Below are 12,334 nucleotides of genomic sequence, written 5' to 3'. Positions count from 1 at the left end.
CGGAACGCCCGCCGGTGAACATGCCGGCAGGCGACTCCTTCATTCGCTGAGCGCGCCCGTGCTTCCTGAGGTAGCGGGAACACTCTTGAGCGGTGCTGGGTCAAGCGACGTCAGCGGCCAGGGCACGCAATGCGGGGGCAAGTTCGGGATGGTCCCCACGCGATGCCGACTGCAGCAGCTCGGTGATGACCGGCGCGGTGTAGCGGTGGGCCGGCAGCATCTCGCCATCGGCGGACAGGCGGAAACGAGGTGGCTCCAGACGGTGGGTGGCCAGGATGGTGTTGACGTCGTCCCAGGTGATCAGCTTGTTCGGGTCCTGGATGGCTGCGGGGACGTGGCGGTAGCGGCGGTGGAGCACCTGGGCCAGGAACTCGTCCTGGCCCAGGTGAGCCGCCAGATTCAGCGGCGACAACGTGCTTCCTCCCGGATCAGTCGTTGCCGTCGGTGCGGCCGGTGCTGCCGCCGTCGGACGGAGTGACGCCGCGCTCGCGGGCGGCCTGGATCCGGCGGCGTGCCTTGACCAGTCCGGCCTGGGTCGGCCCGGTCGTCGGGGCGGTGGCGGTGTTGTTCTGCATTGCTCCTCCAGTGGTCGGGGATGAAGTGGCCTTGCGGACCCGCCCCGGACGGGGCTCGACCTGTCCAAGGGCGCGGGCGATTGACCAGCCCGGGGCGGGGGTTTGCGGCCCGCCCCTGGCCGGGGCTTCTCGGGGTGGGGAGCCTTCCGATCAGCTACGTCCGGCAGGGAGGGGGACTCAGGGGCCGGCCTGGGGGGAGATCGCGACGCCGATCACGAAGCCGCACGAGGCGGAGATCAGCACGATCAGCAGCGGGCCTGTGTAACGCGCCAGCCGGTTCGCTGCGCGGCCCATCACGGCTTCCACCACGCCTGCCACGTCCGGGTGATGCCTCCGACACGACTGCGTGGGTGTTCACCGGCTCACCTCTTCCAGAGAGGTACCGATATACGGGTGCTGGAGGGCGGCGTGGAGGGTGTCGGCGTCGGTGAGGGTGTCGTCGTCGGGGAGTTCGCACCAGCCGCCGAACCAGTCGTCGATCAACTCCAGGCCGGGCGCGACGAGCCATGAGTTGATGGAGAGGTGCCGTACCGGCAAGTCTCCCCAGCTGTCGACGCTGCCGGGCTTGATGGCGTAGTAGAGGCGTTCGTTGGGCCCGTCGTACAGCACCGGGCCGATCTCCGCTCCAGTGGCCCGCAGGTGGGCCAGGGCCAGGAAGCCCATCTCTGCGGGGGTTCGTACGAGGTCCCAGCCGTCGCCGACTTGGAGCAGGCGCAGTCCGGGCACGTCGTTGACCATGGGGGCGCTGCGCAGTGCCTCACGAACGGACATCAGGTGTCTCCCAGGCGCTGGAGGTCGGCACTCGCTCCGAGGGAGGGTGCGGAGGCCGTCGTCGGCCTGGTGGTGGAGCGGACCACGATCAGACGGGTGCTCGACGCTGCTATCTGCCGCTTCCGCTCGCCGGCAACGCGCTTCGGGCCGAGGTGGCCGAGGGCGGGAACCACGGCGCCATAGGTCTCGGGTAGTTCCAGCGCGTCCAGGAGGCCAACGAATGCGGGGGAACGGACGGGCACCGCCGCGTCGCGGTCGGTGAATACGCCGCACAAGGTCAGCTCATGCTGTCGGCAGTACTCGGTGAGGCAGCCGACGAGCGCCGCGTGGCGGGCGGGGCCGCCGGTCACGTGGCGCAGGTAGCCGAAGACCTGCGGGAAGGCGACGGAGCGGCGTTCGGTGATGAGGTCGTCGTCCATGCCCACAGCGTCGACCGCTGCGAACGGCCTTGAAATGACCCGCTGTTGTACTTCCGTTGCACTTCCCGCCCCATGTCGTCACCGAGAGTGCTTCCATACGTGACGGAGGGAGGTCATCCGTGGTCAGCGTGCAGCAATGGACGGGTCGGGAGGCGAGTGCCTTGCGCGCCGCGCTGCGCATGAGCACGCGCGCTTTCGCCGAGCACCTCGGTGTCGCGCTGCGCACGGTGGCCAAGTGGGAGAGCCTCGGGGCCGAAACCCAGCCCCGGCCGGACACGCAGGCCATTCTCGACACCGCCCTCGCCCGTGCGGATTCTGCCGCCCATTCCAGGTTCGAGGCGCTGTTGTTCCCCGCGCGGAGAAGCGCGCGGCCGGCGGATTACGAGACCTGGACCGAGGACATTGAGCGCGCTGTCATCTGCGTCAGCCGCCAGAACTTCCCCTTCGCCGCCACGCTGTTGAACCGCTGGCTGGGAAGCCACGACCCGCATCGCCTGGACGACAAGGGCCTCTATCTGTATGGCCGTTCCCTCGTCCTTCTCGGCGACCTCCAGCGTGACCAGGGCGCGATCCTCGGCCCGCTCTCCGCCCGGCACTCGTACCTGTCCGCCCGCGGCATGTTCTCCGATCTCGACATCCCGCGCCGCGTGGCCCAGATCGAGCTCTCACTCGCCGTGGTCCAGGAGATGTCCGGCCAGCTGGAGGTCTCGGCCCGCCAGTACGAACTCCTTGCCGCAGACGAACGCTTGAGCCCGCGCGACCGCGCCAGGGCGAGCCTCTGGGTGGGTACGGCCCTCAGCAAGGAGGGCAACAACGAGTACGCCACCAACGCGATGACGGCCGCCACTCATGCCTTCGAGGACCTGGGCGAGCCGGAGGACTGGTCGGTCGCCCACCAGAAGCTGGCCCTGGCCCATCGCGGCGCCGGCGACCTGAAGCAGGCCCTGCACTACATCGATATCGCGCGCACCACCGGCACGGTCGACTCCCCGATGCAACGGGTGAGGCTGGACACCGCGTATGGGCACATCCTTCTGTCGGATGCGGCGACCCGGAATGATGGGCTGTCCGTCCTCGATCAGGCGGCACAGGTGGCCCGCCAGTACGGGCTGAGCCACCAGCTGCGCAGTATTGAGGGCATCCGAAAGGGCCAGCAAGGATGAGCCAGGGAGTGCCAGTGCCGGAGCACGAGCAGCGCCAGATCACCGACGAGCAGTTCCACGATGCGACGCTGATCTGGAACTACCACCAGATGGGCCACGAGCAGCGGTCCTGCTCGGCGGCGATCGGCCTGGGCAGCCACGACCTCGGGGTCGCGACCACGGCGGTCGACCTGTACCGCGCTGGCCTCTTCCCGGTCCTGGTGTTCAGCGGCGGCAACAGCCCCACCACCCGCGCCCGCTTCCCGCGCGGCGAGGCCGTGCACTATCGCGAGCACGCCCTGAGCCTGGGGCTGCCGGACGAGGCGATCATCGTGGAGCCGAAGGCCGCGAACACCGGCCAGAACATCACGTTCTCCCGCGAGCTGCTGGCCGAGGCCGGGGCGGAAGTGCAGTCGCTGCTGCTGATCTCCAAGCCGTACATGGAGCGCCGCTCGTACGCGACCTGCCGCAAGCTATGGCCCGAGGTCGAGGTCGTATGCGCCTCGGAGCCACTGGAGTTGGACGACTACATCAAGTCCATCGGCGACGAGAAGCTCGTCGTCGACATGCTCGTCGGCGACCTGCAACGGGTGATCGAGTACCCGAGGCTCGGCTTTGCCGTCGAGCAGGACGTACCGGGGGATGTGTATGACGCTTACGAGCGCCTTCTGGCCGCCGGCTTCGACAGCCGCCTCATCAGTACCTGAGCCGCTCTGCGCCGATGCGGCGGGCGGGCTGTGCGCGATCCACCAACCGAACCTGTTTCCCCGGCTGTCCACGCTGGCGAAGCTGTTCTCCGCCGACCTGTGGATTGTCCTGGACGACGTGCAGTTCGCCCGTCGTGACTACCAGAACCGTGCCCGTCTCGCTGCCTTGGACGATCCGTCCCGACAGCAGTGGCTCACGCTCCCGACGCACCTTCCCCACGGGCGCCCGACGCTGATCAGCCAGGCCCGGCTCGTTGATCCTCGTCGCTCGCGCCGGACGGTCCAACTGCTCGTCCGCCAGTACTACGGCCGTAGCCCCTACTGGCGTGCTGTGTCCGAGGTCCTGGACGCGCTCGACGACTCGGACCGTGTAGCCGACCTTGCGAGAGCATCGACGATCGCCCTGCTCAGGGTTGTCGGCTGGTCGGGGAAGGTACAGGACAGCAGTGAGATCCCGACCCGGCAAGGCCGCTCCGAGCGCCTCGCCGACCTTGCGGCAGCTACCGGCAGTACCCACTATCTGTGCGGCACCGGTGGTCTGCGCTACCTCGACGCCGTTCCCTTCAGCGTCCACGGCATTCTTGTGCTGCCTTTCCACACCCCTGTGGATGACCTGCTCTGGCGGTGGGCCCGTAGATCCAGCAGCCTGTGGGCCTTGAGCAAGATCGGGCCCGATGCGCTGGCAGAGCAGCTCGCCGCCCAACGAGAGGCTCACCATCCTGGAGCCCACGCGTGACCGAGCCGACCACAAGCGACAGGACAACGGAACTGGGACGTCGGGGGCGCCGCCACCCCGCAGGGCATGGGCTTCCTCGACACCGAGGCGATCGAAGCCCAGACCTGCTACCCGATCCGCTCGGCCTGGCGTACGCCGGGCGACGCCCGCCCCCTGCGGACGCGATCGCTGTCGCGCCGGCCACCTTCAACACGGTCAGCAAGTGGCCCGTCGACATCTCCGACACCCTCGCCCTGGGCATCCTTTGCGAGGCGTACGGCATGGGCATTCCCACCACCGTCCCTGCAGTACCTGAACTCGGCCCAGGCCGCGCACCCCGCGTACCGCCGGAGCCTGGGCGAACTGCGTGAGATGGGCGTGCTGATCGGCTCGTACGAGTCTCACCGGCCAAGGCCGGCGGTGGCGCGGACCGATACCGCTGGGAGGAGGCATTGGAGCTCCTCGCCCCTGTGGTGTCCGTGGCGACGTGATCAGCGCTGGTGCCCCTTGACCTCCGGAGCGAGTGGGGGCGAGGTCGGGCGTTGTGCGGCGTGGCGGGCGTTGGCTGCTTGGGCCTGAGGGCCCGGTACGTGGCGCTCGCCGAGGCGACGAATCCGCCAGGTCAAGGCGCGAGCGGGACTGCGGGCATCCTCCAACGTGCGTTGACCAACGGCCTGGTCGAGGAGCGCGGACACGTTGTGACCCGCGGCCTCCGCCTCGGCGAGCACGGTGGTCAGGGCATCCCAGGCTCGGTCGTTGAGGATGCGTTCGGCGTGCTCGGGGACCACCTGTTGCAGGTGGTAGGCGTAGCGGCGCTTGGTCTGCGACCCCGGCGCTCGGGTGGTGAGGCGGGCCAGGATCGGTTCGGTGATCTGCGCGTGAGCCGTCATCAGGTGGACCAGGGCCTGTTCGGCTGCGGCCTCCTGCTGGGCGTGCCGGCGGGTGCGGTGCCAGTGCACGGCGTAGGCGACCGCGGTGAGCGCCACGTCGACCAGCATCGCCAGTCCGGCACCGTCGCCGTGCCGCACGGGGTCGTTCCAGATCATCTGGACACTGCGCCGCAGGGCGCGGGCGCTGGAGTGGTCGGCGGCGACGCGGGAGCGAGTTGCCCGTTCGAACGCCATGGCGGCCTGTTCCAGCTCGGCCCGTGCTGCTGTCTGGGCTGTGACGGGCAGCAGGTCGAGCACTCCGCCGAGCGCGGCCAGCTGGCCCTGGGCCACGCCGTCCTCGCTGTGGGTGAGGTGGTGGAGGATCCGTTCGGTGGCGGCCGTGGCTTGGTTCCATGGGCTGCCCGGCGGGACGGTGACCGGTTCGGGAGCGGTCACCGTGAGCCGTTTGCGGACCTGCGGGAGGGACAGGTCGCCCGAGAGGGTGGAACCGGCGTACCAGACGGGTTCGCCCTGCTTGTTGACGTCGCCGGGCAGGCTGACGCTGTAGCCGGTCACGTCTCCGGACGGTTCGGTCTTGGGCCGCACCGCCACGCCGGATGCCTCCAGGAGGGCGAAGAACTCGGTCTCCGTGGAGGCGGCGGCGATCGCGCGGCGCACGCGCCGACGCAGGATCTCGCGGGAGGTGGCGTCCTGGCCCAGGCGTTTGGCCTTGAAGTGCTCCTTGCTGGTGGGGCGCTTGGCGGCGGTGCCGTCGCCCGGATTCAACCGCCGCAGCCCGTAGTCGACTTCGATCTGGCGGGCTTCGCGCTGGACGGCTCGGATGTCGTAGTCCCGCTTGGGGCGGCGTCCGTCCTGGCGGACGAGGGTTGCGGCGATGTGGATGTGGTCCTCGGCGTGCCGTACGGCCACCCAGCGGCAGGCTTCGGTGTCCCCGGTGGGGGCGATGCCGGCGGCGGCCACGACCCGGCGGGCGATCTCGGCCCACTGGGCGTCCGACAGGATCGGATCCTCCGGTGCGGCGCGGACCGGGCAGTGCCAGACCGTGGTCTGGGGAGCCCGGCGGCCGAGCATGGCCACCGGTTGGTCGAGCTGCGTGTAGAGCTGCTTCTCCACCTTCTTCGGGTCGCGGTGGGGGCTGCGGCCAGGGTCGGGGGCGAAGTCGTTCCAGGACGCGACCAGGTGGGGGTCGACGTGCTCGTTGGCGGTGCCCTTGCCGAAGAGGTAGGCGATCAGGCGGCGGGTGCTGCCCTTGCCGGTGATGATCTTCGGTATCACCGGCCCTGCCTTTCCTCGGTGACCTGGGCGATGGCGGTGTCCACGTCACCGATCGATGCTTCGACGCGGGCCAGAAGCCGGTGGACGACGTCGGGCTCGGGCCAGGCGCCGTCCTTGTGGAGGTGCCAGGTGAGCTGGTTGAGGTTGTTGCCGAGCCAGGCGAGCTGCCGGTTGGCGGCCATCAGCACCTGCACCATGGCGCGGTAGTCGGCGATCGCAGCCGTGGGGTCCTCGGCGCGGGCCGCGGCGAGCGACGCCTCGGCGACGTAGCCGCCGATCTGCATACGGCTGAGGGCGGCAGCGTGGGCGAGGTCGGTGAACTCGCTGTCGCTGTAACGGGGGTGGACGCGGCGCTCGCGCAGGCGCGGCTGACGTAGACGGCGGTGCGGCGTCGGCGTCTGCGCGGCGTGGGGCGAGGGTTTGGTGGCTCCCGTCTCGGTCGGCTCCCCCGGGCCGGCCGATCCCGGTGCCCCCTCGGCGCCGGGTGCCTCCGCCATCCCAGGGGCGGAGGCCGGGTAAGGACTCCTTACCCGACAACTTGCTGCGCTGTTCAGGTCAGTGGTCATCTCCCGCTGGTGGGTGAGGAGTTCGTGGTTCGGGTCGCGCATGGGGCGGTTCTCCGTGGGGTGCTGGTGTCGGGTGCTTCGCTGTGCGCGGTCCCCACGCCCCTGCGCTTGTCGGCGCGGGGACATGGGGCGAGCCGGAAGTGTGGGGCGATCGGCGCGAACGTGGGGGTCAGACGGCGCCGACGGGGGATGTGTCGATTTGCCTCTGCCGCTGGGAGGCGGAGGTTTCGTCGAGTCCAGCGAGAGGCTCGGCCTCGAAGCCGTCGTACACGACAGGCTCGGCTGCCTGCCTGGTGCGCTCGTCCTGCAGCTGGTCGCGCAGGGCGCGGGCGCGCCTCTGGCCGATCCGTAGTTCGCTGCGGAGACGCTCGGCGGTCAGCAGGTCGTCGCTCCAGTCGGCGGTCAAGAGTCGGGCCTCGGCGAGGACTTCGGCGTCGGTGCGCGTGCGGTCGGCGGACGACTTGGCGGTGGCGCGGCCCCGACCGGCCGCCCGACGCCGGGCGGCTGCGGTCGACTCCACCGCGGTGGTCGGCCGGGGCCGTCGGGTAACAGCGGCCGACTCGTCGGCCTCGGTCGGCCTCGTCACGGGCGCCTCGGCGGCCTTCACGGGGGCCGACTCGGTCGGCTGCCCGGGGGCAGATTCGGCCTGGTCAGGCGTCGCCCGCGGGGCCTGCTCGTCAGCTTGGTGACCAACCGACTGGACAGAGGCCGCCTCGGCGGAGTCAGTCGGCTCGGGGTGGTGGTGCAGCACCTTCGCCACGAGGTCCGACCCGAAGTAGATCGACCCGACCGGGAGCGAGGTCGCCAGCAGTACGAGGGCCCAGTTCGCAGGGTCCCAGTCGGTCAGTCGGCCCCACCGGGTCGGCGTGGTGTGCAGGGCCGGCGTGAGACCGTGCACGTAGTTCAGCAGGAGGCTGGCGATCGTGTAGGTCGCCAGGACCCGCAGCGCGAACTTCCGGTCGGCATCGGGCAGCACGAGTGTGGCGATTAGCGCGAGGGCCATCAGCCCGTCGACCACGATCGGGTACAGCAGGGCGGCGGTGGAGTCGGCGCCGATGGCTCGAGCAACGTCGGACAAGGCGTTCCAGGAGACCCGGAAGGCCATGAGGACCACAGCCATCAGGCCGACGACGAGGGTGAAGCGTGCACCGCGGTTCGCGCGGTGGCCCCCGGCGCGTACGGCTGCGCGGTGGCCGAGGCGAGCGCGGAGCCGGGCGATGCGGGAGCGGTGGCTGTCGGCGCTGGGGATGGCGGCCGAGGGCATCGGGGTGGGGGAGGGCAAGTCAGGTATCTCCAGGGTGGGCTAGGCGGGCATGAGGAGAGGTCTCCAAGGAAGCCGTCCGGGCATGGCATTGGTGCTGCCGACGGGCGGTGAAGGTGGGATTGGGGTGCGGCGGAGAGGCCGTTGGTCAGGCGCTGGCGCCGATACGGCAGCCGCCGGTCACGCGGCGTTCTGCCGGGCCAGCTCCGCCACGGCGAGGTCCACGCGGGTGGGGTGTGGCCTCGTGCGGGGTGCGTTGCCCCGGGCGTGGCCGTCGAGGTCCAGGCGCCGACTGCGGCAGGGCTCGCCCTTGTCGGCGTGGCACCACCGGCACGGGACGCTGAGAGCGTCGGGCTGTCCGGCGGCGACGGCGGCCTCGCGGGCGGCACGTGCGGGCCGGTAGGGGGCGAGTGCCGCGCGGACGGCCGGTGGGATGGATGATCCGACTGCGGCGAGGCGGGCATCGACGTCCGGGTGCGGGCCGCCGGTGAGCTGTCGGTGTGGGGAGGGCGCGGCCATGCCGGTGGCGACGGCGTGCCGTGTGCCGAGGAGTTCGGTGCGCCAGGCGGTGGGGTTGTCCGGATCGGCGACCGGAGTGGGGTCGGTGTGCCGGTCCAGGCGGTCGCGTCGGTAGGCACGCCACTTGCGGGCGACGTCCATCGGGAGGATCGGGTACGGCGAGTCCAGGATGTGCGCCCGTATCGCCTCACGGACGTCCCAGCCGTGGGCGGTGGCGAAGGGCACGTCGCTGAGCAGCTCCTGCCACTGGACGATCTGGTCACGGGCATCGCCCGTGCCGGCGGGGATGGTGCGGGGATCGGGGCGCCCGATGTAGGCGAGGACGGCGGCGACTTCGCGTCGGTCCAAAGGCGGCTTACTCCGTTCCGGTCGGTTCGTCGAGGGCGGCGAGCAGGGCGGCCATGTGCGCCTCGGTGCGCGTCATGCCGGTGGTCGAGGTGGGGGTGGGTGTGCCACCGGGCAGGGCGTAGAGGTTCGGGCGGCCAGAGGTGGGGGTGCGTTCCCGAGCGATCCACGCGCGCCAGTCGGCGGCCCATGCGTCGGCGGTGCGGGGATCCCACGAGCTTCGGTAGGTGCGCCACTTCGCGTCGGCGGCGTGCAGCCCGTGCTCGCCGAGCCGGTCGAGATGCCCGTCGTGCTGGAGCCAGGCGCGGGCGCTTTCGTCTATCTGCCACTCGGTGGCGGTGATGAGCGGGGCAGAGCTGCTGCTGCTCTTACTACCGTTCACCTTCGGTTCTCTTCTGTTCTGGGGGTCGGAATCCGCACCCCCCTCGGGTCGGAATCCGGACCCCCTGGGGGCCGGAATCTGTTCCCCGGGGCCGGATTCCCATCCCCCCTCGAAGGGCTCGGCAGGGTCGGATTCAGACCCCCCGAGGGTCGGATTCCGACCCCCTTGAGGTGCCGGAATCCGGTCCCCCTCTCGGGGCTCATCGGCGATGAATTGGGCGGCGATTGGGAGGCGGTAGTACGTCTCTCCCCTTGGGCCCTTGCGGTCGGGGAGCGGCACCAGCTCACCGTCGGCGATCAACTTGGCCAGCGCGTCACGAACGGCGGTACGGGAGGCGTTGGCGCGTTTCATGAGGGTGGGCACGGACGCGTACGCGACGCAGTGCCGGTCGCGGCACCGGTCGGCGATCAGAGCGAGGACCATGCGGGCGGTGCCCTTGCTGCGGCTGTGGTCCCACACCCATTCGCGGGCGTCGTAGCTCATCGGGCGGCGGCTCCTAGGTCAGGGCATGGAGGTGCAGTTGCCCTTGTCGGGCGGTGCACAGGGAGGGGGTTGGCCCACCGCCCCGCAGAAGGCGCGAGGGAGGGCTGGTGGCGTCGTATAGCCAAGACAGCCACATCCATGCCGCTCAAGTCCAGCATTCCGTCGAGAAATCAGACAGCTGACGGCGAACGCTTACTGCGAGCTAGGCATTGCCAAAATTATAAACCCGAATCGGCCGCTGCCGAAATAACGGACCGTCAGGCGAAGCCAGAAGCATCACATCAGCAAGCCGTTGACGCGCCGCCGACGGGGAAGCTACAACACAACACCGCACGTCAGAGTATCGATCGACGCGTCCGTCCGCGCCCCCATCCCGACCCCCGGAAACCTCTCCGCAGCGTACGACGCGAGCGCAACATAGCCGACGATCGCCGGTTACCAAAACCGGCGATTGAGCCTTTCAATTGGAGCCATGCCCCCACGCTCATTGGAAATCGGGCCGGCAGGAATGCAGGCGGCCCGTGCCATCGAAATCCTCCGCGGCGAACGCGGCCTGTCAAAAAGGCAGTTGGCCGACCGCGTGACAGCCCTCGGCCACCCGATGTCCAACACCATGCTGTCCCGCATCGAACGCGCCCAGCGCCGATGCGACATCGACGACCTCATCGCCATCGCCGAGGCCCTCCACGTCCCGGCACCCGCGCTCCTGCCCGGCCGCCCCACAGGCTGAACCGCCTTCGCCACGCCGCGGCCCGCCCCATCCCGCACCCGAGTGAGGACCCACCGCCCTTGCACCTGCCCGCAATACCCCCGGCTCCCGCCTGCCCCCAGCGCCCCTCCGTGACGGAGGTGATCGCGAATGGCTGACCGCCTCCTGACCGTGGTCGAGGCCGGCGAAATGCTCGGCACGGGCGAGCGCTTCGTCCGCCGCCTGATCGCCGAGCGCCGCATCCGCTACGTGAAGCTCGGCCGACCGGTCCGCATCCCCGAGAGTGCGATCAGCGAGTACGTCGAGGCGCGTACCGTCGAGCCGGTTCGCCGTGTCCGTACCCGCTACGGGAAGGCCGCCTGATGGCGGGACGCAAGCCGCAGCGGCGGCGCGAGTTCGGCACGACCCGCAAGCTCCCCTCGGGTCGGTGGCAGGCCCGCTACATCGGCCCGGACGGGCAGCGGTACACCGCCCCGGAGACGTTCGAGACCGAGTCCGATGCCCAGGACTGGCTCAACCTCGTCCGCGCGGACATCGAGCGCAACGCATGGCGTGATCCGGACGCCGGCGCGGTCAACTTCGAGAAGTACGTGCTCCGTTGGATGGAGGAGCGCGGCCTGGCCCCCACGACCGTCGACCGCTACGACGGACTTCTCCGCCTGCACATCCTGCCGACCTTCGGCGGCCAAGACCTGGACGAGATCACCCCGCCCTCCGTCCGCACATGGCGCGCCGAGCGCCTGAAGGCGACCGGCGCCACCACGGTCGCCAAGTCGTACCGCCTGTTGAAGGCCATTCTCCAGACGGCGGTCGACGACGACCTCCTCCGCAGCAACCCCTGCCGCATCAAGGGCGCCGGCAAGGAGGAGGCCGACGAGCGCCCTACCGCCACCATCGAGCAGGTCTTCGACCTGGCCGACGCCATGGGGCCGCGCTGGCGACTGATGGTTCTCCTCGGTGCCTTCGCATCCCTCCGCCCGGAGGAACTGGCTGAACTGCGCCGTCACAGTGTCAATCTCGACGAATGCTCCCTGCGCGTCACGCAGGCTTCGCCGGAGCTGACCAATGGCAGGCGCGTCACCGGCGACCCCAAGACCCGGGCGGGCAAGCGCACCGTCTACTTGCCCGACTTCCTGCTCCCGGAGCTGCGCCGTCACATCCAGTGGTTCGCCGAGAAAGGACCGGACGGCCTCCTCTTCATCGGCGAGAAGGGCGCCCCCTTCCGCCGCTCGACCTTCGGCCGCAAGTGGCGCAAGGCGCGGACCAAGGCCGGTATGCCGGACAACTTCCGCTTCTACGACCTCCGCCACACCGGTAACACCCTCGCCGCCGACACCGGCGCCAAGCTGAAGGACCTCATGGTCCGCGCCGGTCAGTCCTCGGAGCGGGCGCAGCTGATCTACCAGCACTCGACGGCGAAGCACCAGCAGAAGCTGGCCCAGGGCATCAACGCCGAAGTGCGGCAACAATTGCGCGAGGCAGCCGCGGAGGGAAGACCTGTCGCAAAAGCGTGAGAACGCGATGGCCATACGGAATCCGGTCGGACAAGTCTCCGGCCGGATTCCGTCCTGGCTT

General features: G+C 70.0%; 16 protein-coding genes and 1 pseudogene. 7 read left to right on the top strand and 10 right to left on the bottom strand.

Translation table 11 applies throughout. The features are described from left to right. Positions 1–100 precede the first annotated feature (100 nt). The 5 genes from ACTWQO_RS37015 to ACTWQO_RS36995 form a co-directional block, all read right to left on the bottom strand. Positions 101–412, bottom strand: coding sequence for a hypothetical protein (locus tag ACTWQO_RS37015; RefSeq protein ID WP_443241759.1), 312 nt, complete (start codon positions 410–412; stop codon positions 101–103). Positions 413–428: 16 nt separating this feature from the next. Then, entirely contained in the window at positions 429–575 is a 147-nt protein-coding gene (locus ACTWQO_RS37010) for a hypothetical protein (protein ID WP_344496288.1), read from the bottom strand. A 177-nt stretch (positions 576–752) separates the two neighbouring features. Then, complete coding sequence (locus ACTWQO_RS37005) at positions 753–893, bottom strand: hypothetical protein (protein ID WP_443241758.1); 141 nt, start codon at positions 891–893, stop codon at positions 753–755. Positions 894–929: 36 nt separating this feature from the next. After that, a complete protein-coding gene (locus tag ACTWQO_RS37000) occupies positions 930–1,346 on the bottom strand; it encodes a hypothetical protein (RefSeq protein ID WP_443241757.1) in 417 nt (138 codons plus the stop codon). Next, positions 1,346–1,765 carry a hypothetical protein gene (locus ACTWQO_RS36995; RefSeq protein WP_443241756.1) on the bottom strand — a complete coding sequence of 140 codons (420 nt, stop codon included), beginning with the start codon at positions 1,763–1,765 and terminating at the stop codon, positions 1,346–1,348. Before ACTWQO_RS36995 ends, ACTWQO_RS37000 begins: the two co-directional genes overlap by 1 nt. 119 nt (positions 1,766–1,884) lie before the next feature. On the opposite strand from ACTWQO_RS36995, the gene ACTWQO_RS36990 reads away from it, so the two are divergent. The 4 genes and pseudogenes from ACTWQO_RS36990 to ACTWQO_RS36975 all read left to right on the top strand — a co-directional run. Then, entirely contained in the window at positions 1,885–2,928 is a 1,044-nt protein-coding gene (locus tag ACTWQO_RS36990; protein WP_443241755.1) for a helix-turn-helix domain-containing protein, read from the top strand. Next, positions 2,925–3,614, top strand: a complete 690-nt coding sequence (locus tag ACTWQO_RS36985; protein ID WP_443241754.1) for a YdcF family protein — start codon at positions 2,925–2,927, stop codon at positions 3,612–3,614. Before ACTWQO_RS36990 ends, ACTWQO_RS36985 begins: the two co-directional genes overlap by 4 nt. Next, on the top strand, positions 3,556–4,350 hold the full coding sequence (locus ACTWQO_RS36980) for a WbqC family protein (RefSeq protein ID WP_443241753.1): 795 nt from the start codon (positions 3,556–3,558) through the stop codon (positions 4,348–4,350). The genes ACTWQO_RS36985 and ACTWQO_RS36980 overlap by 59 nt, the downstream gene beginning before the upstream one ends. Positions 4,351–4,365: 15 nt before the next feature. Beyond that, a pseudogene (locus ACTWQO_RS36975) lies at positions 4,366–4,820 on the top strand (flavoprotein); the annotation flags it as partial. On the opposite strand, the gene ACTWQO_RS36970 reads toward ACTWQO_RS36975, so the two are convergent. The 5 genes from ACTWQO_RS36970 to ACTWQO_RS36950 all read right to left on the bottom strand — a co-directional run bounded on the left by ACTWQO_RS36970 (position 4,821) and on the right by ACTWQO_RS36950 (position 10,050). Next, positions 4,821–6,494, bottom strand: a complete 1,674-nt coding sequence (locus ACTWQO_RS36970) for a mobilization protein (RefSeq protein ID WP_443241752.1) — start codon at positions 6,492–6,494, stop codon at positions 4,821–4,823. Beyond that, on the bottom strand, positions 6,491–6,991 hold the full coding sequence (locus ACTWQO_RS36965; RefSeq protein WP_443241751.1) for a plasmid mobilization protein: 501 nt from the start codon (positions 6,989–6,991) through the stop codon (positions 6,491–6,493). Before ACTWQO_RS36965 ends, ACTWQO_RS36970 begins: the two co-directional genes overlap by 4 nt. 238 nt (positions 6,992–7,229) lie before the next feature. Beyond that, the gene (locus ACTWQO_RS36960) at positions 7,230–8,180 is read right to left on the bottom strand and encodes a DUF2637 domain-containing protein (RefSeq protein WP_443241793.1); all 951 of its coding nucleotides are present in this window, start codon (positions 8,178–8,180) and stop codon (positions 7,230–7,232) included. Positions 8,181–8,501: 321 nt separating this feature from the next. Next, positions 8,502–9,188, bottom strand: coding sequence for a zinc finger domain-containing protein (locus ACTWQO_RS36955; protein ID WP_443241750.1), 687 nt, complete (start codon positions 9,186–9,188; stop codon positions 8,502–8,504). A 7-nt stretch (positions 9,189–9,195) separates the two neighbouring features. Then, positions 9,196–10,050: a helix-turn-helix domain-containing protein gene (locus ACTWQO_RS36950; protein WP_443241749.1), complete on the bottom strand. Its 855-nt coding sequence runs from the start codon at positions 10,048–10,050 to the stop codon at positions 9,196–9,198. 472 nt (positions 10,051–10,522) lie between these two features. Here ACTWQO_RS36950 and ACTWQO_RS36945 point away from each other — a divergent pair, with 472 nt between their 5' ends. From ACTWQO_RS36945 to ACTWQO_RS36935, 3 genes are all read left to right on the top strand, one after another. After that, complete coding sequence (locus ACTWQO_RS36945; RefSeq protein ID WP_443241748.1) at positions 10,523–10,780, top strand: helix-turn-helix domain-containing protein; 258 nt, start codon at positions 10,523–10,525, stop codon at positions 10,778–10,780. Between the two features lie 129 nt (positions 10,781–10,909). Further along, on the top strand, positions 10,910–11,122 hold the full coding sequence (locus tag ACTWQO_RS36940; RefSeq protein WP_399476911.1) for a helix-turn-helix domain-containing protein: 213 nt from the start codon (positions 10,910–10,912) through the stop codon (positions 11,120–11,122). Beyond that, a complete protein-coding gene (locus tag ACTWQO_RS36935; RefSeq protein WP_443241747.1) occupies positions 11,122–12,273 on the top strand; it encodes a tyrosine-type recombinase/integrase in 1,152 nt (383 codons plus the stop codon). Before ACTWQO_RS36940 ends, ACTWQO_RS36935 begins: the two co-directional genes overlap by 1 nt. Positions 12,274–12,334: the final 61 nt, after the last annotated feature.

This window comes from Streptomyces sp. 4N124 (assembly GCF_052245395.1).
Lineage (GTDB): Bacteria > Actinomycetota > Actinomycetes > Streptomycetales > Streptomycetaceae > Streptomyces.
The sequence above is the reverse complement of the archived record's forward strand: the minus strand, read 5'-3'. Positions and strand labels throughout refer to the sequence as shown.